Raw genomic sequence first — 22723 nt, forward strand, 5'->3', positions numbered from 1 at the left:
GGGATAAGCAATGACAGCATCAGAAAAAATTGTTCAACAAGCTTATGACAAAGCAAGTGACGTTTTTGACTTAACAGAATCTCAGCATCAAAAGCGATTATTGCAACTTGCCAATACGTTATATTGCTTAACGGACATTCCTACCAGCCATTACCAGCAACTCGCATCTTCAAAAGACTGTCCTCTTGAGTTTCGCTTGGCGGTTAAATTAGTTGAATCCAAACGTTATGTGCTCAAACTAAAACGACCATTGTTGGTCGGGGTTGTGTTTGCTATGTGGGGTGAGCATAACCGTTTAAATGAAAAAACAACGTTGAACCCAAATGGGGAAGATTCACTACGGGTTAAGATTGCTCAGCTCAATTGGATAACCCAAGGCTCTGTTGTTGATTGGCATCTATATCCGGTGGATGATGGCTGCCCCCATAACAGTGCGGGTATTGCCGGGCAAATTATTGCTGAGCATCCAGACAAAGGTAAAGTATCTGTGCTGCGGCTTGCTGATGAGCTTCCTGTTGCTGATGGCCCTTTGAAAAACCTTGCTTCAGCGGATGATTCCCGAAAAGGCGGAGCGATTATTCTAGGCTGTCAGCAAGCGATGGCGGATAGAGCGGATTGCATCATGTATACCGATGCGGATAACTCTGTTCACCTGGGCCAGTTAGGCTTACTACTGAAGCCTTATGTTTCAGAGAATGCCACAGTGGTGCTGGGAAACCGCAAAGATCCAGACTCTATTCTGGTTAAGCAGGAAGAGCGCTGGGGCATTGGTGTTAAAACATTGCGCCATATGCAGAGGATGATTGGCCGCGCAATTTTCAGCAACAACATCAAAGATACCCAGGCGGCATTCAAGTTATATGATCGCGAGGTGATCAAATATATTTTGGCCAAGCCGTCTGTGTATGATTTTTCCTTTGATACCGATTGGATATTCGCAGCCATAAAAGGGGAGTACCCGATGATGACGGTACCGTTCGCCTTTATTGACTCTGATGCCGAGTCTGCCTCGATAACCCAGGGGCCTATGACGACTTGGTATACGTTGTTAAGTGGTTTGGCAACAGCGGCCAAAGCCCGGGATATTGACCATAACCATGAGATGGTGAGGATCTTCGAAGACCATATTCATAGCCATCAAGACCTGGAGTTGATCATCGATGTATTACCTGAACAACTTCAGGAGACTGAAGATGCAGATATTGGTGATCCGTTGATCTTCGCGCCGCGCGAGATAGAGCATTGGCTGGTGGAGCAAAAGCAGGCTGAAGTGGGAGACGTTTCTTAAATTGAAGTGCTAAGCGTATCAAGAAAAGCCCAAACTGGATCTGCCAGTTTGGGCTTTGCTTCATTGGGTGATTAGTTAAACCGCTGCCTCATCGACCAGATAGAGAATAGACTGGTAGGGAATCCCACTGTGATGAGACAAACCTATTTCACAGGTCCGGCTGTTACTAAATCCCCGGGTACAGTCTGCCGGGACTTGCTCTTTCAGTGGCGCGACAGCAGCTTCGTTTAACTCAGGTGTGGTAAAGCCTTTGTCACCCGCCCAGCCGCAGCATTGGATATGCTCTGGAAGTACGACGTCTTCGGCGCACGCTTTAGCCAGCGAAAGCATATCTGCCTCCAAGCCCATGCGGCGGGAGCTGCAGGTAACGTGCAGCATCACTGTCTCTTTGATTGGAGAGAGAGAAAGGTGAGGCAACAGATACCGTGACACAAAACCAACAGGCTCGAGTATTTCCAAAGGCTGGGTGAAGTTTTCGATACTGCGTTTGGCACACGGGCTGGTGTCCATCAATACCGGATAAGTGCCTTCGTTACTTGCCTCCCAAAGCAATGACTCCAACTCTTGGGCTTTCTGCTTGGCGATATCGTTCATTCCCTTACTGTCATAGGGCATACCACAGCATTGACTACTGAGCTTTTCTGGGGTGATCACCTCAAAGCCAGCTTTCTTCAGCAGTGAAAGCGTGACTTCCGTCAGTGGACGGCTATCTTTGGCAGAATCCTGCTGGCCCATGGTTCGGCTGGCACAGGATGGCATGTATACCACTTTCTTGCTTGCGCTCTCAGCGTGTGCCGAATGTATTGAATTGGCGTGTAACTGGCTGAGTTTATGCGGGTTAGATTGGGGATATTCCGGCATCCAAATAGGGGTTGCGCCCCCTGTTACTTTACGCAGGCCATTGGTTATTGCACCGACAGCTTTATCGCCAACCAGTTTACGGGCAACTTGATTGCTCTTGAGGCCAACTTTAACCATAGTTGTGGTGGCTCCAAAATGATCTGCAGTCCATCGCGCAATAGGGGTAAAACGCTGGTACTTTTCAATACGGAGCTTCTTAACCAGATCGCCGGTATTGATGCCAACAGGGCAGCGATCGGCACACAGCCCAGTAGCCGCACAAGTATCGACACCTTGGTACTCGAATACTTGTTTGAGCTCATCTACCGGTGGGCGTCGGCTATTGCCCGCAAGGTATTCCCGTTCGCGGTGCTGTAGCTCGCGGTAAAGTACGATACGTTGGCGTGGTGATAGCGTGAGTGTTCTTGAAGGACAAACAGGCTCACAGAAACCACATTCAATGCAGCGGTCAACAATATCATCAGCGGCTGGCATCGGTTTGAGGTTGGAAATATGCGCCCGCTCGTCGTCATTGATGATCACCCCAGGGTTGAGCAAACCCTCCGGATCAAACAACGCTTTGATTTGCTTCATCAGGCGATAGCCATCATTGCCCCATTCGAGCTCGACATAGGGAGCCATATTACGGCCGGTACCGTGCTCGGCTTTTAGCGAACCTTGGTATTTGACCGCAACCAACTCGGCAACATCATCCATAAAGCTGCCATAGCGGTTTACTTCTGCCTCTTCCTCGAAGCCTTGGGTAAAGACAAAGTGCAAGTTGCCTTCAAGGGCATGGCCGAAGATGATGGCCTCGCTGTAATCGTACTTGTCAAACAGCTGCTGAAGCTCACGAACCCCCATGGCAAGGTGTTCGACTGGGAAAGCAACATCCTCGATGATCACCGTAGTTCCCGTTTCTCGCACGGCGCCAACGGCCGGGAACATTCCTTTGCGGATTGCCCACAAGCTGGCGACGGTATTGGCATCTGTGGTGAATGGTGTCGAGTGGGTGATGGTAAATTCTGTCAAAGCCGCCATCACATCTAAACATTGTTGCTCAAGCTGGTGGCTGTAACTGGCGCGGGTCTCAACCAATAACGCTGCCGATTCGAGATCCAGCGCTTGGATATATTCAGGCATACCCGGTTTATCCGCGACAGATTTCAACGCACGGCCATCCATCATCTCGACGGCAGAAACGTTGGTTTTTGCCAGAACAGATACGGCTTGGCTTGCTGCTTCGATGTCTTTGAAAACAAGCAGGGCAGAGGCTTTGTGCGGGTGTTCAATTACGGTGTTATACGTGATGTCAGCGATAAAGCCCAGGGTGCCCTCAGAGCCAATCATTAGGTGCTCTAGAACCTCGATAGGGTCGGAGTAATCAACCAGCGCATTTAGGGCATAGCCGGTGGTGTTTTTCAGCCGGTATTTGTGGCGGATCTTATCTGACAGCTCAGTGTTTTGCTGGGTTTCTTCGACTAGCTGCGCGAGTCCCTCTACCAAATCAGAGCGCTGGTTTTTGAATGCCTCTATGCTTGCATCGCTGGCAGTATCAAGCACGGTACCGTCGGTGAAGACGATGGTCATGCTATCAACGGTTTTGTACGAGTTCTGGGCGGTGCCACAGCACATGCCGCTGGCGTTATTGGCGGCGATACCACCGATTTTACAGGTGTTGATAGAAGCCGGATCGGGGCCGATCTTACGCTGGAAAGGCGCGAGGTAACGGTTGGCATCTGCGCCGATAACACCCGGCTGCAGGCGGATTTTTTCACCTTGTTCCAGAATGCTATGGCCGCGCCATTGGTCGGTCAGGGTGATGAGGACTGAATCTGAAACAGCCTGGCCCGATAAGCTGGTGCCTGCGGCGCGGAAAGTAAAAGGGATGCTCAGTTGGCGGCAGGATTGAATGGTGAAAATGACTTCATCCAGGTTATTAAGACGCAAAACTACTTGAGGGATAAGGCGGTAGAAACTGGCATCAGTACCATAGGCAAGCCGCTTGGCTTCTTCGGTAATGATCCTAGCTTTATCAATTTCGGTAGCGAGTAGGGCTTCTAGCTGTTGGTATTTGTTTTCCATTGCTCATCCTGCATCAGTTGGTATGACTGAATCGTTGAATGCTGTATCCATCTTACTGATCTCAATCATTATGATTGGAATGTTTGGTTAGGATTGAGAATCAGGACTACAAAAATGTTCTTTAGTTAAAGCGGTTTATTGATTTTTGTGGCAGATAAGGCCAGCTAGTTGCTGGCCTGTTGTATTGGTATCGGGTATCTATCCCATCAGTACGTCAGTAATGTGCAGGCCATAAATGATAACGAGGCCAATAATGCCACTCATCACCAGATAGTAGAACGTAGGGATGACGGTTTTACGCAATGTGGCACCCTCGCGGCCAAGCAGGCCGACGGTGGCAGAGGCGGCAACGACGTTGTGGATAGCAATCATGTTACCGGCTGCTGCGCCAACCGCTTGCAGGGCAACAATAGCTGCGCTGGATACTGTCAAAGTCTGGGCGACTTCAAACTGGAACTGGCTGAACATCATGTTGGACACGGTATTTGAACCAGCGATGAAGGCTCCTAGGGCGCCGATGGTCGCACTCAATGCCGGGAAGAAGCCACCAACGAGCTCTGAGACAAAATTAGCCGTCGTGACAGGCATACTTGCAAGGTCAGCAGCATTGACACCGGAGTTAATAAAGATACGCACCATAGGGATAGTGAACACCAATACGAAGCCGGCACCAATCAGTGTCTTGCTAGATTCCTTGAACGCTTCGGTCAAAGGGCTCAGTTTGCGTGATTGAAGCAGCACAGCCAAAATCGCGACAAATACCAAGATCCCGCCCGGTAGGTAGAGTGGTTGGATAGAGGCGCTAATGCCTGTCTCACCCAGAATGTTTGAAAATGACAGGCTGACACTGACCAGCAGGGCTTTGAAGTCTGCACTGACACGGCTAGCGACCAGCACTACAGCCAGTAGGACATAAGGTGCCCAAGCCAGTGCAAGGTTCATTGGTTTGTCAGTCGCTTTAAGGTCAATTTTCAGTGATCCCAACCATTCAGCTGGCCATTTATCTTCACTTTCAAAATCCCATTGCTTTTTCGGTACAAGGAAACCTTTCTTGGCTGCAGTTACCACTACTGCCAGACCCAGCAAGCCACCAATCAAAGAAGGAAATTCAGGGCCAAGCAGCATACCCGTCAAGGCATAAGGTACCGTGAAGGCAACACCGGCAAACAGGGCGAACGGCAGGATATCCAAGCCTTCGGTCCAGCTCTTGTTTTTGCCGAAAAAGCGGGTCAGCATCATCGCCATCAGCACCGGCATCAGGGTACCGATAGTTGCGTGGATCAGTGCCACGTTAGTGGTGATTTGCTGCAGGTAGATGTCCCAATTCGAACCTTGGCTGATTAGCGTTTCACCAATGTTGTGGGTATCGAGTCCTTTGTTGACACCCACAATGATTGGTGTGCCAACCGCACCAAAAGATACCGGTGTGGATTGGATCATCATGCCCATCAAGACAGCGGCAAGTGCAGGGAAACCGATAGCAACCAAAAGGGGGGCTGCAATTGCTGCTGGGGTACCGAAACCGGAAGCACCTTCGATAAATGAGCCAAAACACCAGGCAATGATAATGGCCTGTATCCGGCGATCGCTGGATATATCGGTAAACCCATTACGGATGGTGGTAATGGCACCGGTATGCTTCAGTGTATTGAGGAGGAATATTGCCCCAAACACGATCCACAGTACCGCTACGGTAATGGTTAGCCCCTGTAGCGAGGAAGCTAGGACGCGGGTGGCTGACATATCCCAGCAGAACAGGGCGATGGCCACTGTCAGCAGGAAGGCCACTGGCATGGCTTTCTTGGCCGGCCAGTTCAGCCCGACCAGTAAGATAGCGGCAACCACTATTGGTGAGAATGCAACGAGTGCAAGTAGGGTGTCGTTCATGATTATCAGTCCTTCGGAGTGCTGTTTTGTAATGCATAACCTATGCATCAATGAACATATTTATTGTTTTTGTATTTGGTTTTGTTAATCGAGTGTGACGATATCGCTTTATTTTTACTTGGTATAGGGAAATAATGAAAAATATTTCTTCCAAAAATGGACTAATAATGGCAAAGGCTGATGACTTGATCTTGTTTGCTCAGGTAGTTGAGCATGGCTCGTTTAGCAAAGTGGCGGAGTTGAATTCCCTTACAAACTCAGTGGTTAGCAAAAGAATTGCCCGGTTAGAGGATGATTTAGGGGTACAGCTCCTGTATCGGACCACTCGCAAACTCACGGTGAGTGAGGCTGGGAAAGTGTTATATCTGGGTTCTAAAAATGTGAAGCAGGCCGCGATGGAAGCTGTCGATGCGGTCAGTGGCTTTGGTGAAAAAGTCAGCGGTCATGTCAAGATGTCTGTACCTACCATCTCAGGTGACTTGTTGCTGGCGGACGCCGTGGCTGAATTCTGCACCGAGCATCCCGGCTTTACAGTTGATATGTCGCTGGACAACCGCTTTGTTGACTTGATTGAAGATGGCTATGACTTGGTGATCCGAACCGGTTACCTGGAAGACTCAAGTTTAATCGCACGGCATATTCTCGATTCGCAATGGGTGATCTGTGCAGCGCCCAAGTACATACGCCGAAATGGCCGGCCGGAAAGGCCGCAAGACTTGGTCGACCATAATTGCCTGCAGTATGCTTATCAAACCACGGGTGCTTCGGAGTGGCAGTTTATCGGCGAGCAGGGCAATTACATTCTTCGGGTAAGCGGTAACTTCTCTACCGATAATGCGGCAGCATTGAGAAAAGCGGCGTTAGGTGGTTATGGTATCGCTTATGTCCCGCGGTGTTTGGTGTATCACGATATCATGGAAGGCAAGTTGGTTGACTTGTTCCCTAAGCAGGTTGGTAAACGGCTAGGGATCTATGCCGTGTATCCATATACCCGGCAGCCATCACAGAAGATAAAGCTGTTGATAGAGCATATTCGCGCCCGCTATCTGGCGATTCAACACTTCTTTTGATAGCGGGGTGCTGTACGTCCTAGTCAAACAAGATGTTGGTATAGTCTTCCAGTTGTTCGTCGGAGAAGCGGTCAACGAAGCATGCCCGTTGTTCTGAGTCGCAATATACCTTGTTGCTGAATGAATAACGGGTAGTGTCGAAGTTTTTGCTTCCAACCCTGTTGATCAGCGCCATCACTTTATCTTGGGCTTCTTGGCCCAAGAATTCTTTGGTAAACCCCATTGAAATGCCGTAGCTGTCGACACAAAAGCCTGCCTGCCTATCGCATATTACCCCTTTGCCTGGGGAAAACAGCGGTTCGTGTATCGTGTGGTTTTCACTGAACGCAGTATGGCTAACAATTAAAAGGCCCAGTGTTAGAAGAACTGATTTCATGATGGGCACCTTGCCGAAATGGGTTTCAACTATTATTGATCAGATGTGGGCCATCCCCAAATCAGATGGGCTATTTCAAACGAAGTAATACAATGCAATACACAAGCATTCATAATAAGTTTGCGTTGGTTGGCAGAAAGAAGGTTCTGAACACAATACTATACTGTCATTTGTTGTAACTATTTGAACTAGGGGCTTTTATGAACTGGTATATCCATGTGTTGAAAAACTACGCTGTCTTCAAGGGAAGGGCGCAAAGGCAAGAATACTGGTATTTTTTCTTATTCAACATCATTATCAGCATCGCGTTATCTATGCTTGATTCCGCGCTTGGCAACCCTGGGGCAGGAGAAGGGGCAGGGATCATCGGTACCGTTTACTCACTTGCCATTCTTATTCCGAGTATCGCTGTGGGTGTTCGTCGCTTGCATGACATAGGTAAAACGGGTTGGTGGATGCTGCTCGGCTTAATTCCGTTGGTTGGGGTGCTGGTTTTGCTGTATTTCTTTGTACAGGACAGTCAGCCAGAGGCTAATGAATATGGCCCTAATCCGAAAGACCCGTCATCCGCAACGCTGTCTATGTAACCTGGTTGCTGCAGCCTGGGCAGTTTGTTTGGGCTGCGTCCTATTCTTAATTTTAAGAATTACAACAGAATTATTAATAGTGATTTTTAGGCTCATCATTTAAAAGAGCAGAAAATTCATACAGCTAATTAATTTTCTGTACAATATTCGCAAAAATAGCCTTTCCGCCAGTTATTCTACAATGTAAACCTGCACCTGGAAGTTTTATCTAGCACCATAGAATTTCGGGTTTTCCATCTAAATTCAAATTTTACAGTTGGCAATGTAATCAAGTGATACCACCGCACTATGTGGAGTTACATGATGAAAATCAATTCAATAACTATTTCCCTCGCAAGCTTGGCCCTTTGCGTCTCCATCCCTTCACTGGCATATGAAAGCAGTGAAAGTGATGACAAGGGCGAGGGATCCTATAGCTACACAAAACAATACACATCCACAACGACGTATTCACAGACAACAGAATACGAAGGAGACGATGCTGAATATTCTGACTACCACGATGAAGGTGGGCAGGGCGACGAGGATGAAGGAAAAAAATATGCCTTCAAATCGGTAGGCTATGGTCAGCTCTATGAACAAGAAGTGGAAGATATAGACGGGGATCATTACCCGGATCGTGCCCTGTGCCTGCAAGCTTCCCTCTATAGTCTTGCCGACGACAGCCAAGTCGGGTACAGCAAGGAGTGCTATTCCGAGGAAATGGACGACAATGACGGTAAGAAGATGATCAAAACCGTCTATTTCCACTTGGATGATGGATATTTTGTTGCCCGCTCCCATGTGACGGTGCAGCCAATTATGCAGTACGGCAGCAAGACGCCTGATGGCTACGATGTCACCCACATTACCGGTTCAACGGACAGTGAAAACTGCATTATCGAAGGGGCGGATGCCTACCAGTGGCACCAGGGCACCATGTGGCAGTCGGGGATGGCAAACCTGTCGGAGTACTACGGCTCGGAAGGGGATACTGTCTATACCAAACCATCTATTATGTTGACCTGAAAGAAGTGAAATACCCGTATCCGAAGTGGTACAACTGGTATCGAAAGCATTACTATCACGATGACGACTATTACGATAAGTCGGGAGACGACAGCGATAAGTACGATGACGATGATAGTGGAGGCAGTGGCGGCTACGGCTACGGGGATGACAAGGACGACAAAAAGAAAGGCAACAAGGGCAAGAAGGACGATAACTATGGCCAGGATGACAGCAAAAAAGGCAATAAATACTAGTTCCGTAACAGCCAGGGCCTGAGGGAATGAAGCCTGAAGCGATGTGCTTCAGGCTTTATTGTTAGCGCTGCCATAGCTATATATAGCGATAGGGCGAAAGATTACTGCAAGGCAACAATTACTGTTTGGCAAACAAGTAGGTACGATACCCACCAATCAAGTTGCGGGACTTGAACCCGTTGTTGACCAGCTGGCGGTATGCGACGTTGCCGCGTAAGCCAACCTGGCAGTAAATGACGATTTCTTTGTCTTTTGGCAGTTCGTCCATGCGCTGGCGCAGCTGATCGACTGGGATGTTGATGGCGCCTTCGAGGTAGCCGACGTTCTCAAGTTCGCCTGGGTTACGCACATCAAGCAGAACCTGCCCATCATGGAGGTTGTCGATCTCATCGAAATGGATCGGAGTTGCATCGCCTTTGATGATGTTGTTGGCCACAAACGCGGCTTGGTTGATCACATCCTTGGCACTGCCATAAGGTGGCGCATAGGTCAGCTCGAGGTGCTGCAGCTGTTCAACGGTCATACCCGCTCGCTGGGCGACCGCCATGACGTCGATACGCTTGTCGACACCGTCTTTACCCACGGCCTGGGCACCGAAAATCTTGCCAGTTTTTGGGTCAAACAGCATTTTGAACGACACGATTTCTGCGCCAGGGTAGTAGCTCGCATGGCTTGCGGTATGCACATAGACTTTTTCGAAATCGATCCCTTCGCGCTTAAGCTGCTTCTCGTTTTTGCCTGTCGAGGCAACCGCTAAATCGAAGATTTTACAAATCGCCGTTCCTTGGGTGCCTTGATAGCTTTCGGTGCGGCCGAGCATATTGTCCGCGGCCATACGACCTTGACGGTTAGCCGGGCCGGCAAGCGGAACGAGGGTCTGCGAGCCGGTGACAAAGTCTTTCTCTTCGACAGCATCGCCCACAGCGTAGATATAAGGGTCGCTGGTTTGCATTGACTCGTTGGTGTAAATACCGCCAAGTTCACCAATTTGTAAGCCTGCTTCCTGGGCAAGTTTGGTTTCGGGACGCACACCGATGGCCATGATCAGGATATCTGTGGTGATCTTCTCACCGTTGTTCAGTGACAGGTTCAACTCGCCCTGCAGATGCTGGTGTGCGTCACTTTCACCGGCTTCAACGCTGGCAATATGCTCGGTCGGGACAAATTCTACCGATTCGAGGGCTACCCCCAAGCGAAGGTCGATGCCTTTGGCACGAATTTCTGCGTGGGCAAACCCGGCCATTTCACGGTCTACCGGGGTCATTACCTGATCGGCCATCTCGATCAGCGTGGTTTTGATCCCCAGCTGGTGGAAGGCTTCCATCATTTCCAGACCGATAAAACCACCACCTACGACCGTCGCATGTTCAACCTTGTTCATCTGGATGGACTGGATAATGCGGTCCATATCCGGAATGTTGCGTAATGAGTGGGTCAATGGGTTATCAATACCTGCGATAGGCGGAACCACCGGGCCAGCACCGGGACTGAGCAGAAGGAAGTCATAGCTTTCGGTATACTCGCTGCCGTCGAGCAAGTTTCTCACTGTGACAGATTTACTCTGGCGGTCTATGGCGACCACTTCATTCATCACCCTGACATCGACATTGAAACGGGCGAGGAAGCTGTCTGGGGTTTGCAGCAACAGTTTGCTGCGGTCGGTAATATCGCCACCAATATGGTAGGGCAGGCCGCAGTTGGCAAACGAGACGAACTCGCCGCGCTCGAACATGATAATTTCAGCATCTTCGCTCAATCGGCGTGCGCGAGCGGCAGCCGATGCACCACCGGCAACACCACCCACAATCAAAATCTTGGTCATTGATATCTCCACAGAATCATTGTTAAAAAAGAAGAGCTTGAGTTTACGGCTTAGGGATAGCGACCCAGTTAATCACTTGAATCCGAGCTTGCCAAAGATCATAGCGGCTGGGCAAAAGCCGGTAAATGCACTCTGGATCAAGTTTGCGCCGATAAAGAGCGTGAACCAGTAAAAGCTGGGGTGAACCCAGAGAGTCAGCGCGACCGATAAAAAAATCATAATGCCGGCAAATACGCGTACTGCATTTTCTAATGACATAACTTTTCTCCCTGGCTGGTTGTATCAATCTCTATAACATAATCACAACTATAAATAGTTAATTTAGTATTGTCTAATATATTTTTTTCTAAATTAGCGTTGACTTAAATGTTTTGTTTAGTAATCTCTAATAAAGAAGCTGCGGCACCCAACCCGAGGAGTTGTGATGATTGATGTCCAAAAAATGCATTGTCAGGCTGATGAGGTTGCTCAGTGGCTGAAAATGCTGGCTCACCCTGAGCGCTTGATGGTGCTCTGTCAGCTGACCCAAGGCGAGATGCCGCTAAAGCTGCTGCAACAGCATTCGAATCTGGGCCAGTCAGCCCTTTCGCAGCACCTCGCCATCTTGAAAGCGCACGAGCTGGTGAGTTTTCGCAAGCAGTCGCAACAAGTGTTTTATTCCTTGGCTGATCAAAAAGCCAAAAAGTTAATAGAGGCATTGCAGAATATTTGCTGTGCAGATGATGAGCAATTGGAGATGAAGAAATAATGTTTGTTATACCGTGGGATGCACTGATAGGCGGAATGCTGCTGGGGCTATCGGCTTCGCTGCTACTGGTTGTTAACGGTCGGGTTGCCGGCATCAGTGGCGTGCTGGCTGGGCTGCTGAAACCGATGAAAGGGGAGTTTTCCTGGCGACTATTGTTTGTAATGGGCATGGTGGCCGCAAGCCTGATCGCCCCTGTACTGGGCTTCGAGTTGCCAGCGTCGCTGCCGATGAATACATCGGTGTGGCTGGTTGTCGCGGGTTTGCTTGTTGGTCTGGGAACCAAGCTGGCTAACGGCTGTACCAGTGGCCACGGCATCTGCGGTATGGGGCGCCTGTCCAAGCGCTCTATCATTGCGACTTGCGTTTTCATGGCAAGCGCCATTATCACCGTTTTCATCCGACTTCATGTATAAGAGGCAAAAATGTTAACTCGAGTTGTAGCTTTAATTTCTGGTCTGCTGTTCGGCCTTGGCATGATGGTATCTGGGATGGTGGATCCTGTTCGGGTGATAGGTTTCCTTGATTTTGCCGGTCAGTGGGACCCTAGCTTGATCTTCGTGATGGGCGGAGCCATCGCGGTCTTTATGCCTATCTACTTCTTGGTTGTGCGCAAGATGGCGAAACCGGTCTGCGAGGCCGATTTCCACCTGAGCAAGAAGCAAACGGTTGATGGCCAGCTTGTTGGTGGGTCGGTTCTGTTCGGCTTGGGATGGGGGATCGCCGGGATCTGCCCGGGCCCGGCACTGACCTCGCTGTCGGGGGGAAACATCGGTGTGATTTTGTTTGTGGTCAGCATGGTGGTCGGAACCTGGCTCGGCTGTCAGGTGCAAAGACGATTGGAAAGTGAAAGTGATAGCCAACTCAAAGTCAGCAAGGCTCATATGAACTAATCTGGATATCAGGAACACTGTTTTTGTTTGGCTGCCGGTCTGCGCCGGCAGCCAGCAAGACTAAAAACCACAGCAAGACTACGATACCGACACGCACCTATACCGCCAAAACGTCGAGCCAAGCACCAAAAAGAGACGAGGATTTCTTTGCAATCTGTTGTTGCAAACAGAAAAGGGGAGCATCATGACAGCGAACGTCAAACCAGGCTTGGTAGCCACCTTTCTCAATAGTTTTTTCCCGCCTATTCTTATCTTCCTGGCCTTGGCTATCGGCACCGCAGCCTTGTTTCTGACTCCCAGGGAAGAAGATCCGCAAATCATAGTGCCGATGGCCGATGTGCTGATCCAGGCTCCGGGACTGTCCCCTCAACAGGTTGAAAACCAAGTTACCCAGCCACTGGAAAAGCTGTTGACCCAGATAGATGGTGTTGAAGACGTGTATTCGACATCGATGAAAGGGGCGGCGCAGGTCATCGTTCGGTTTTATGTCGGTGAACAGCGCGAGGAAGCGCTGATCAAACTGTACAATAAGATTTATTCTAATCTGGATTTGGTGCCGCCGTCGGTGACCCAGTGGGCGGTCAAGCCCATCGAAATTGATGATGTGCCGATAGTGGTTGCCGCGCTGTATAGCACCGCCCCCGAGCTGACCGGCAACGCCGAGCTGCGTCGCATTGCAGAACAGGCGGTCAATCAGCTCCAGGCCCTGGATAATACCAACAAGGTGGCGGTGGTCGGCGGCAATCCGCGGGTGATCCAAATTGAACTGGACTCGGTGGCCATGGCGAGCCGGATGACCACGGTTGATGATATCCAGCAGGCTTTCTCCCTGACCAACCAGCACCGGCAGCTGGGCGATATTCACCAGCAAGGACGGGTCTTCGAGCTGGAGAGCGGCCAGTTCGTCCGCAATGCACGGGATGTGGCCCATACCGTGGTGAACGTTGTCAACGGCCAGCCTGTCTATCTGCAAGATATTGCCACGGTGACTGACGGCCCCGATGAGGCGGAAAACCAGACCTGGTTTCGCTGGGGCATGGCTGCCGAAGGGGACAACCAGGGCGGCCGCGAACCTTACCCTGCGGTGTTCCTCTCGATCGCCAAGCAGAAAGGCAGCAATGCGGTCTGGGTGGCCGATGATGCGATTGCATTGCTGGAAGAAATGGTCGATACCCAGTTCCCGCCGCACGTCAACGTGTCGGTGATACGCAACTATGGCGAAACGGCCAACGAAAAAGTGGGCAACCTGGTGTCCAGCCTCGGCCTGTCGATTTTAACCGTGGTGGTGTTTGTCGGGGTTTTCCTCAACTGGCGCTCGGCACTGGTGGTCGGGATCGCGATCCCTATCAGCTACGGAGCGGCACTGGGGATGGACTTCCTGTTTGGCTACACCATCAACCGGGTCACCCTGTTTGCCTTGATCCTGGCGCTCGGTTTGATTGTCGATGACCCGATTGCCAGTATTGATAACATCGAACGATTCCTCAAACGCAAGGGGCTAGCAAAGTCGACGGCCATTGTGATGGCCATGGCAGAGATACGCAGTGCGCTGCTGATGTCGACGGTGGCGATTGTCATCGTGTTCACCCCGATGTTCTTCATTACCGGGATGATGGGGCCTTATATGGCGCCGTTGGCATTCAACGTGCCGATCAGCGTGATATTCAGTACCGTTGTGGCATTCCTTATTACCCCCTGGCTGGCCAAGAAGCTGCTCAAGGCGGCTGTCGGCACCGGCCACTACCGGGTTGAGCAGTCGCTGCTGTACCGGATCTATGACCGGATGCTATCGCCTCTGCTGGCACGCAAGCGCAACAGTGTGATCTTCTTGTCGCTGGTGGCGCTGGCTTTTGTTGCCGCCGCCATGCTGCCCGCCTTGCGGATTGTCCCGCTTAAGTTGTTGCCCTATGACAACAAAAACGAGTTTCAGTTGGTCTTGAACATGCCTGAAACCAGCAGTGTTGAGCAGACCTCGAATGCGCTCAGTCGCTTTGCCGATTACTTGGAGAGTGTGCCCGAGGTTGTGTCGGTGTCCGGGTTCGCCGGTATCGCGTCGCCGATGGACTTCAACGGGATGGTCAGGCATTACTTCATGCGGACGATGCCGTACCAGGGGGAGCTACGGATCGTGCTGGCCGAGAAGGATCAACGCCAACAGCAGTCCCATGAGATGGTCACCCGGCTTCGCGCAGATCTGACCCAGATCGCACAGGGGCTGGGGGCGGATATTCAGCTGGTGGAAACCCCGCCGGGGCCGCCGGTTATCGCGACCATCGTCGCCGAAGTCTACGGCCAGCCGCAGGTCCCCTACCACCAGTTGCAGGATGCTGCCGGCAGGGTGGCGGAACGCTTGGCCCGCGAACCGTTTGTGGCCGAAACCGATACCTCCATCGAGGGGGAAAAGCAAAGTTGGCGTTTTGTGGTCGATGCGGAAAAAGCGGCATTGTCAGGGGTTTCGGTTCAGGACATCAATCAAACGCTGGCGGCGGCCAACCAGGGGCGGGTTGTGAGTTACTTGTACGATGAACATGAAATCAACCCGCTGCCGATAACGATGCGCTTGCCGGGCCAGCAGCGCGATGACTTGGCGGCCCTCGAGAATCTGTATGTTCGCGGCATGCCGGGTATCGCCAAGCGGGTCGAGCAAGGACGGATCGTTGATGCTGGCCAGCCATTGGTGCAGCTGTCTGAGCTCGGGTATTTTGAACGACTGGATGCGCCGCAGCCGATCATGCGCAAGAACCTGCGCCAGGTGGTGTACGTGTTTGCCGAGGCGACCGGGCGTGTGCCCGCAGAGGTCATTGCCGATGTTTCCGCTGATCTGCAGGGTGACCAGGGGAACGGCATGGTGCCCAGCGATCGGAACCGACCGCTCAGTGCCCGGACCTACCTCAGTAACGGTGGCGGGGATCACTGGCAGCTGCCTCCTGGTACCCGTGTGGTATGGAGCGGGGAGGGGGAGTGGAAAATCACCCTGGATGTTTTCCGCGATCTCGGGATTGCCTACGGCGCGGCGCTGCTGGGGGTGTTTGTCGTGATGGTGCTGCAAACCGGCTTGCCGGCGGTATCCGGCATTATCATGCTGGCAATCCCCCTGACGGTGATTGGGATCATGCCCGGATTTTGGCTGCTCAACCTACTTGGTACCACGGAGATCAATGGCATACCTAACCCTGCACTGTTCACGGCAACGGCAATGATCGGCATGATCGCGCTGGCCGGGATTGTGGTACGCAATTCACTGGTGCTGATCCAGTTTATCCATCAGTCACTGCGGGACGGAGATGAACTGAAGGCGGCTTTGCTCAAAGCCGGCGCAGTGAGAATGCGGCCGATTTTGCTCACTGCCGGTACGACGTTGCTGGGTAATGTTGTGATCACCCTAGATCCGATTTTCAACGGGCTGGCATGGGCGATTATTTTCGGGATCACCGCATCGACGCTCTTCACCCTGCTGGTGATCCCTGTTGTTTACCACCTTGCCTATGCGAACAAACCCGGTCACGGCTTGCCCGCCGACTCTGGTGGCATCCCGGAAGGCACTCTATTGGAGCCGTCGGCGGGCTCTCACCCTCGGTCCGCTGCCGATTCAGTCAACTAAAGGAAGTCGCAGTCATGAGTATGAAAAGAATAGCATTAACCACCGCGGCATTTGCCGGACTTGGTCTTTTGTTCTATGCCATTTCCGGCGGTTTTGTTGCAAAACTGGATACCGAAAACCAGAACTTGCCCGGCGAAGCGCTTGCCGGGCGGGCGGTTGTCAGGGTGCAGGCCGAGACGCTCCCGGTCCGGCAGCAGTACACCGGCAGCATAGTAGCAGATCAGCAAGCGACCCTGTCAGCCCGTCTGACGGCACAGGTTGCCGATGTGCTGGTGGATGTCGGTGATACTGTGCAGGCCGGGGATATCCTGATCCGCCTTGATAGTCTTGATCTCGATGCCCGGGTTCGGCAAACGGAGCAGGCGCTGGCCAGCGCCCAGGCCCAGTTGAATATCGCGCGCAAGGACTATGAGCGAACCAAGTCGCTGTTCAACCGTAAGCTAGTCGCCCAGGCCCGGTTGGATGAAGCCCTGAGCAACCTTCAGACAGCCGATGCGAGGTTCAAGCAGTCCCAGGCTTCGGTTGAGGAAGCGCAGACGACCTATGGCTATAGTATTATTGCCGCGCCGTTCGATGGGGTGATCACCCAGAAGCTGGTGCACCGCGGGGACATTGCCTCGCCAGGCGTACCTATGCTTAGCCTGTATAACCCCGCCACACTGATGATGGAAAGTTATATCGCAGCCAGCCAGCGCCATCTGCTGGCACTTGGCCAACACTGGCTGGTTACGCTGCCGGAGCAGGGACTGGCACTGGACGGAATGATCAAGGAAATCACCCCTGCCTCTGACGCCGGTTCTCGCAGCGTGGTTGTTAAGCTGGCGATAGAAAACAAGGCACAAGGCCAAGCCGACGGCCAGCAGCTTTTCCCGGGCCAGCAGCTTTTTCCTGGAATGTTTGCCCGGGTCGGCATCGTCACGGGCGAGGAGCCGGTGCTGGTGGTGCCGGCATCGAGCACATACCGTATTGGCCAGCTGCAGTATGTCAAAATCGTTGATGGCGAGCGGGTGGTACCCCGGCTGATCAAAACCCGCCCTTACGCCGAGGATAAGCTCATTGTCCGCAAGGGAGTAGCGGAGGGGACCGAGGTGTTGGCGGATCCGGCGGCAGCGCTTGGTGGCGGCTGAACCCGGAATACAGATCACTGATCATTGGTGAAACCATCCCAGGCGTTCACCCAGCGAAGCCACACTGCCGATTACGATGAGCGCCGGGCTTACCGCTCCCTTGGCTAATTCTGGCAATGTCTCGAGTGTACCGTTCAGCACACGTTGCTCTGGGCGGGTGCCGTTCTCGATAATGGCGCAAGGGGTTTGTGCTGAAAGGCCATGGGTGATCAGCTTATCGCAGATATGGCCACTTTGTTTCAGACCCATGTAGAACACCAAGGAATTATTGGATTGTGCCAATGATGCCCATTCAATTTCACGGCCATCTTTTTGTACATGGCCAGTGATGAACTGAACACTCTGGGCATGGTCACGGTGGGTGAGGGGGATCCCTGCATAAGCGGTTGCACCTGCTGCTGCTGTAATGCCCGGGACGACTTCATATTTGATACCGAATTTGGCAAGCTCCTCAAGCTCTTCACCGCCACGGCCGAAGATGAAAGAATCACCGCCTTTCAAACGTACAACACGCTTACCTTCTTGGGCTTTTTGCACCAAAATCTGGTTGATCTGATCTTGCGGGACACAATGGAAGTCGAGCTGTTTACCGACATAGATCATCTCGGCTGAAGAGTCTGCCAGAGCCAGGATATCTTCTGATACCAAACGGTCATAGACAACAACGTCTGCTGCTTGAATAACCCTAAGCCCTTTAACGGTGAGCAAATCAGGATCGCCTGGGCCTGCACCGACCAGTGAAACAAAGCCGCTGTTTGATGATGTGTTGTTGATGCTCATAGCAACGCCTTTCTAAAAATTTGGATATAAAAAGTAACACTCTGATTTGGCGGGTAGCCCGTTGCTTTTTACCCTAAGGAGTTATTACTTTTTATAGCCAAAACAATACAATAGCCTTATTGGTAAGTGTTGGCCCCGAGCCTTTACCCGGGACCCAAAAGAATGATTATTTAGTAGCGAATGCAGGTGCCGCATCTACAACTGAATCGTTCTCTACATTGTGTGCAGGAGCTGTTTTAGCGTGAGTCAGGTACAGCGGAACACACGTAAACAGCAAGCCACCAACAAGGTTACCAAGAATGGTTGGTACCAGGTTGAAGCTCAGCCATGTAGAAATACCAAAATCTGCACCCAGCATCATACCTAGCGGGAACAGGAACATGTTCACGACGGCGTGTTCGAATACTAGCGCGAAGAAGATAAAGATCGGTAGCCACATTGCCGCAATCTTGCCTGCTACGCTGCGCGCAGTCATGTTGCCGATCACACCCAGGCAAACCATCAGGTTACACAGGATACCGCGGACAAAACAGGTGATCCAACCGTTGGCACCCAGCTCTTCGAAGCCGACAGTACGTGCTGTTGCGGCTTTAATGAAGGTTTGGCCAACAGCGCCTGGTTCAACACTGAAGTTCATCGTAAATGAAAGGGCAATAAGGAAGGCAACGATGAGAGAGCCAATCAAGTTGCCAAGACCAACCAAACCCCAGCAGCGAAGAACACTGCCCCAAGTGATGCCTGGACGGTTTTCGAATTTAGCCAGCGGTGCCAGGCCAAATACACCAGTTACCAAGTCATAACCCATTAGGCTCAAGATACAGAAGCCGACAGGGAAGACGAGGGCACCAACAATGCCTATGCCTGTTTGTGTAATGGTGGTGATCGCCACAACAACGGCAAGCGAGAGGATAATACCCGCCATCGTGCCACGCAAAATCAAATCGCGTGTCGATGTACGGATTTTTGCCTCGCCCGTATCAATCATTGTCTGAACGAATTCCATCGGTTTTGAATAGGACATCATGTCACTCCAAAAAGTTAAATTAAAATTGAATAGTCAAAGGCTCTCACTCAAGTGATGGGCAAAGAGCCTTTTCGCTATTTAATCTTTGCTATTTAACCGGTTAGGTTGTTACGCAGCGATTTCGACTTTGCCGTTGGTGACACGGGCGTTGAAGGCTTTGATGTTAAAGCGTTCATCTTCCATGCATGCACCGGTAGACAAGTTGAAACGTTGTTTTTTCAGTGGGCTCGCCACCCAAAGCTCGTCTTGGTGTTGGCAAATCAAGCCGCGTGATAGCACATTGGAGCGGGCAAATGGGTCCATATTGCTGATGGCGAACACTTCCTCTGCTTCGCTAGGGCGAAAGATAGCCACCTGTTGGCCGTTGAACAGCGCACAGACACCAGTACCCGGAGTGATATCTTGGATATCGCAAATTTGTTCAAAAGCCATTATGAGTTCTCCAATTCAACGTGCAGGATATCGCCAACCGCACCTGGGTGTTTTTCAGTAAATGTTGCCGGGCGATGCTGGTCACGCTCGGAAACAAAGACCACATTGTCATCACGCAAGTCAGAGTTGATGAAGTGGGCAAAGCGGGTAAGTTGCGATGCGTCGTTGATCGTTGCAGTCCACTCACACTCATACTCATCAACCAACTTGGCCACGTCAGCTTCAAGCTGGGCGTTGATCCCTAGTTTGTCTTCAATAATCACTTCGCGCAGGTAGTCAACACCGCCTTCCATGTTTTCCATCCATACCGAAGTACGCTGGAGTGGCGCCGCGGTGCGGATATAGAACATCATGAAGCGGTCGATGTACTTGATTAGGGTCTCTTGGTCTAGGTCGCTGGCAAGCAAGTCAGCGTGGCGAGGCTTCATACCGCCGTTACCACACACATACATGTTCCAGCCTGCATCTGTAGCAATGATGCCAAGGTCTTTACCCTGCGCTTCAGCACACTCACGGGTACAGCCAGAAACACCGAACTTCATCTTGTGCGGGGTACGGATACCCTTGTAGCGGTTTTCAATCAGTGAACCTAGGCCAACAGAGTCCTGAACGCCGTAACGACACCAGGTCGAGCCCACACAGGTCTTCGCCATACGCAATGCTTTCGCGTACGCCTGGCCGGTTTCGAAACCTGCATCAATCAGCTTGCGCCAGATCTCAGGAAGATCGTCTTTTTGCGCGCCGAACAGACCGATACGTTGTGCACCGGTGACTTTGGTGTATAGACTGTATTCCTCTGCTACAGCAGCAAGGGCACCAAGCGCTTGTGGTGTCACTTCGCCGCCAGCCATACGCGGAATAACAGAGTAGGTACCGTCTTTCTGGATATTACCCAGGAAGTTGTCGTTGGTGTCGTGCAGTTTAACCAACTGAGGCTTCAGGATGTGCTCACCCCAGCATGAAGCTAGGATAGAACCAACCAGCGGTTTACACACTTCACAACCGTAGCCTTTGCCGTATTTCTCAAGCAGCTCATCGAAGGTTTTGATTTCTTCGATACGGATCAGATGGAATAGCTCCTGACGTGAATAGGCGAAGTGCTCACACACATCGTTCTTCACTTCGATACCGGATTTTGCCAGCTCAGCGTTAAGTACTGAAGTCACCAGTGGAATACAACCACCACAGCCAGTACCTGCGCCCGTTACAGCTTTAACGTCTGCCAAGGTGTGGTTGCCATCAGACACGGCCTGGGCAATTTTTGCCTTGGTGACATCAAAACAAGAACAGATCACAGCGCTATCTGGCAGAGCATCCGCGCCAAGCGATGGCTTTTCGGCACCAGCATGTGCTGGTAGGATCAAGGCATCCGGGTGCTCAGGCAGCTCCATTTCATTGAGCATGAGTTGTAGCAGATCACCGTAGTCAGAGGTATCGCCAACCAGGACAGCACCCAGCAGCTTCTTGTTATCTTCAGAAACGATCAAGCGTTTGTAGACTTCCTGCTCTTCGTTCTGGTAGACAAAGCTCTTGCAGCCAGGTGTACGGCCATTGGCGTCACCGATAGAGCCAACTTTCACGCCAAGCAGTTTTAGCTTGGCACTCATGTCGGCACCTTCAAATCGGTTGTCTTCACCAATTAGGTGGCTAACCGCGACCTGTGCCATTTTGTAGCCAGGGGCAACCAAGCCGTAGAACATTTCGTTCCAAGAAACACATTCACCGATAGCGTAGATGTTCTCATCTGACGTCTGGCAGAAATCATTGATAGCCACACCACCGCGAGGAGCCACATCTAGCTCCATCTGGCGAGCCAGTTTGTCCTGTGGGCGGATACCTGCCGAGAACACAATGAAGTCTGTTTCAAGCTCGCTGCCATCAGCAAAACGCATAACATTGCGAGCATTGCTACCTTCTGGTGCGATTTCCAACGTGTTCTTGCTGGTATGCACATTGACACCCATCCGCTCAATTTTCTGGCGCAATTGGTTACCGCCTGCAAGATCAAGTTGCTCGGCCATCAGTTTTGGTGCGAACTCAACAACGTGAGTTTCAACACCGAGCGCTTTCAGGGCACCTGCGGCTTCAAGGCCTAACAGGCCGCCACCGACAACAACACCGACTTTGCTTTTCTTTGCATTGGCTTCAATGGCTTTGAGATCTTCGATTGTGCGGTAGACAAAGCAATCTTTGCTTTCGTTACCTTTGATTGGCGGTACAAACGGGAAGGAGCCAGTGGCGAGGATCAGCTTGTCGTATTGGACTTCACGGCCGGTGCTGGAGTAGATGATGCGGTTTTCGCGATTGATGTTGATCGCACGTTCGCCGAGCAAGATGTTGATTGAGTGTTTCTGGTAGAAGCCTTCTTTAACGAGCGAAAGTTCTTCGGCGGTATGGTGGGAGAAATACGATGACAGGTGAACCCTGTCATAGGCGACACGAGGCTCTTCACAGAAGACGGTTACCTCGTAATTGTCCATATTGGCTTTATCGACCAATTCCTCGATAAAGCGATGGCCCACCATTCCGTTGCCGATGATGGCCAATCTCACTTTGCTCATAAGATCCTCTACTACAAAGTCATAAATTCTGAACGGAATCTTAATGAGACAATGTGTGAATAAATATGACGTAAATCAATTACGGTTTTGAATAGCCCTAAAGGGTTAGATCTAATAAAATCAATATCTTATGTGTGATGATATTGTATTACAAGAATGAGTATGAAGAATTAAAACAATAATTATGAATAAGATAGCATTACGGTTGTGTCGTTTTCTTACATGTCATGAAGTTTATGTGACGGTCATATTTTTTGCTGTTAATGCCAGAAGCTAATTTAGCTTGAAAGAGTAAAAACATATAAAAAACATAAATAATATATTAAATCAATTGGTTAAGAGAGTGTGATGGTCGGGGTTT

At 51.1% G+C, this 22723-nt stretch carries 19 protein-coding genes; 10 read left to right on the forward strand and 9 right to left on the reverse strand.

Translation table 11 applies throughout. From position 1 onward, the window contains the following. The first annotated feature begins 10 nt into the window (after window positions 1–10). Complete coding sequence (locus R2X38_RS05265) at window positions 11–1288, forward strand: glycosyltransferase (RefSeq protein ID WP_317521120.1); 1278 nt, start codon at window positions 11–13, stop codon at window positions 1286–1288. A 75-nt stretch (window positions 1289–1363) separates the two neighbouring features. On the opposite strand, the gene R2X38_RS05270 is transcribed toward R2X38_RS05265, so the two are convergent. Both R2X38_RS05270 and R2X38_RS05275 read right to left on the reverse strand, forming a co-directional pair. Continuing rightward, window positions 1364–4213, reverse strand: a complete 2850-nt coding sequence (locus R2X38_RS05270; protein WP_317521122.1) for an FAD-binding and (Fe-S)-binding domain-containing protein — start codon at window positions 4211–4213, stop codon at window positions 1364–1366. A gap of 198 nt (window positions 4214–4411) precedes the next feature. After that, a complete protein-coding gene (locus R2X38_RS05275) occupies window positions 4412–6100 on the reverse strand; it encodes an L-lactate permease (protein WP_317521124.1) in 1689 nt (562 codons plus the stop codon). Window positions 6101–6267: 167 nt separating this feature from the next. Between R2X38_RS05275 and R2X38_RS05280 the strand changes: the two genes are divergently transcribed. Next, the gene (locus R2X38_RS05280; protein WP_317521125.1) at window positions 6268–7170 is read left to right on the forward strand and encodes a LysR family transcriptional regulator; all 903 of its coding nucleotides are present in this window, start codon (window positions 6268–6270) and stop codon (window positions 7168–7170) included. 19 nt (window positions 7171–7189) lie between these two features. Here the strand turns inward: R2X38_RS05280 and R2X38_RS05285 are convergent, their stop codons facing one another. After that, a complete protein-coding gene (locus tag R2X38_RS05285; RefSeq protein WP_317521126.1) occupies window positions 7190–7546 on the reverse strand; it encodes a YcgJ family protein in 357 nt (118 codons plus the stop codon). A 200-nt stretch (window positions 7547–7746) separates the two neighbouring features. Between R2X38_RS05285 and R2X38_RS05290 the strand changes: the two genes are divergently transcribed. The 3 genes from R2X38_RS05290 (at window position 7747) to R2X38_RS05300 (ending at window position 9377) form a co-directional block, all read left to right on the forward strand. Beyond that, window positions 7747–8133 (forward strand): DUF805 domain-containing protein, encoded by a 387-nt coding sequence (locus R2X38_RS05290; protein WP_317521127.1) that lies wholly within the window; start codon window positions 7747–7749, stop codon window positions 8131–8133. A gap of 303 nt (window positions 8134–8436) precedes the next feature. Next, a complete protein-coding gene (locus R2X38_RS05295; RefSeq protein WP_317521128.1) occupies window positions 8437–9141 on the forward strand; it encodes a hypothetical protein in 705 nt (234 codons plus the stop codon). Window positions 9142–9146: 5 nt separating this feature from the next. After that, window positions 9147–9377: a hypothetical protein gene (locus R2X38_RS05300; RefSeq protein ID WP_317521129.1), complete on the forward strand. Its 231-nt coding sequence runs from the start codon at window positions 9147–9149 to the stop codon at window positions 9375–9377. Between the two features lie 118 nt (window positions 9378–9495). On the opposite strand, the gene R2X38_RS05305 is transcribed toward R2X38_RS05300, so the two are convergent. Both R2X38_RS05305 and R2X38_RS05310 read right to left on the reverse strand, forming a co-directional pair. Beyond that, window positions 9496–11199, reverse strand: coding sequence for an FAD-dependent oxidoreductase (locus R2X38_RS05305; RefSeq protein ID WP_317521130.1), 1704 nt, complete (start codon window positions 11197–11199; stop codon window positions 9496–9498). Between the two features lie 72 nt (window positions 11200–11271). Beyond that, a complete protein-coding gene (locus R2X38_RS05310; RefSeq protein ID WP_317521131.1) occupies window positions 11272–11457 on the reverse strand; it encodes a DUF2892 domain-containing protein in 186 nt (61 codons plus the stop codon). 166 nt (window positions 11458–11623) lie between these two features. Between R2X38_RS05310 and R2X38_RS05315 the strand changes: the two genes are divergently transcribed. The 5 genes from R2X38_RS05315 (at window position 11624) to R2X38_RS05335 (ending at window position 17565) form a co-directional block, all read left to right on the forward strand. Next, window positions 11624–11947: a metalloregulator ArsR/SmtB family transcription factor gene (locus tag R2X38_RS05315; RefSeq protein ID WP_317521133.1), complete on the forward strand. Its 324-nt coding sequence runs from the start codon at window positions 11624–11626 to the stop codon at window positions 11945–11947. Beyond that, window positions 11944–12360 (forward strand): YeeE/YedE family protein, encoded by a 417-nt coding sequence (locus tag R2X38_RS05320; RefSeq protein ID WP_317521683.1) that lies wholly within the window; start codon window positions 11944–11946, stop codon window positions 12358–12360. The genes R2X38_RS05315 and R2X38_RS05320 overlap by 4 nt, the downstream gene beginning before the upstream one ends. A 9-nt stretch (window positions 12361–12369) precedes the next feature. Beyond that, the gene (locus R2X38_RS05325) at window positions 12370–12837 is read left to right on the forward strand and encodes a YeeE/YedE family protein (protein ID WP_317521134.1); all 468 of its coding nucleotides are present in this window, start codon (window positions 12370–12372) and stop codon (window positions 12835–12837) included. A 184-nt stretch (window positions 12838–13021) separates the two neighbouring features. After that, window positions 13022–16438 (forward strand): efflux RND transporter permease subunit, encoded by a 3417-nt coding sequence (locus tag R2X38_RS05330; RefSeq protein ID WP_317521135.1) that lies wholly within the window; start codon window positions 13022–13024, stop codon window positions 16436–16438. 14 nt (window positions 16439–16452) lie between these two features. Further along, window positions 16453–17565 carry an efflux RND transporter periplasmic adaptor subunit gene (locus R2X38_RS05335; RefSeq protein ID WP_317521136.1) on the forward strand — a complete coding sequence of 371 codons (1113 nt, stop codon included), beginning with the start codon at window positions 16453–16455 and terminating at the stop codon, window positions 17563–17565. A gap of 21 nt (window positions 17566–17586) precedes the next feature. On the opposite strand, the gene cobA is transcribed toward R2X38_RS05335, so the two are convergent. From cobA to nirB, 4 genes are all read right to left on the reverse strand, one after another. Next, window positions 17587–18345, reverse strand: coding sequence for a uroporphyrinogen-III C-methyltransferase (gene cobA / locus R2X38_RS05340; protein WP_317521138.1), 759 nt, complete (start codon window positions 18343–18345; stop codon window positions 17587–17589). 166 nt (window positions 18346–18511) lie between these two features. Then, window positions 18512–19366, reverse strand: a complete 855-nt coding sequence (locus R2X38_RS05345; RefSeq protein ID WP_039462494.1) for a formate/nitrite transporter family protein — start codon at window positions 19364–19366, stop codon at window positions 18512–18514. A 111-nt stretch (window positions 19367–19477) separates the two neighbouring features. Beyond that, window positions 19478–19801 carry a nitrite reductase small subunit NirD gene (gene nirD / locus R2X38_RS05350; RefSeq protein WP_107297710.1) on the reverse strand — a complete coding sequence of 108 codons (324 nt, stop codon included), beginning with the start codon at window positions 19799–19801 and terminating at the stop codon, window positions 19478–19480. Continuing rightward, window positions 19801–22362 carry a nitrite reductase large subunit NirB gene (gene nirB / locus R2X38_RS05355; protein WP_317521141.1) on the reverse strand — a complete coding sequence of 854 codons (2562 nt, stop codon included), beginning with the start codon at window positions 22360–22362 and terminating at the stop codon, window positions 19801–19803. Before nirB ends, nirD begins: the two co-directional genes overlap by 1 nt. Between the last annotated feature and the right edge of the window lie 361 nt (window positions 22363–22723).

The sequence above is a fragment of the Photobacterium rosenbergii genome (genome assembly GCF_033022775.1).
Classification (GTDB): Bacteria; Pseudomonadota; Gammaproteobacteria; order Enterobacterales; family Vibrionaceae; genus Photobacterium; species Photobacterium rosenbergii_A.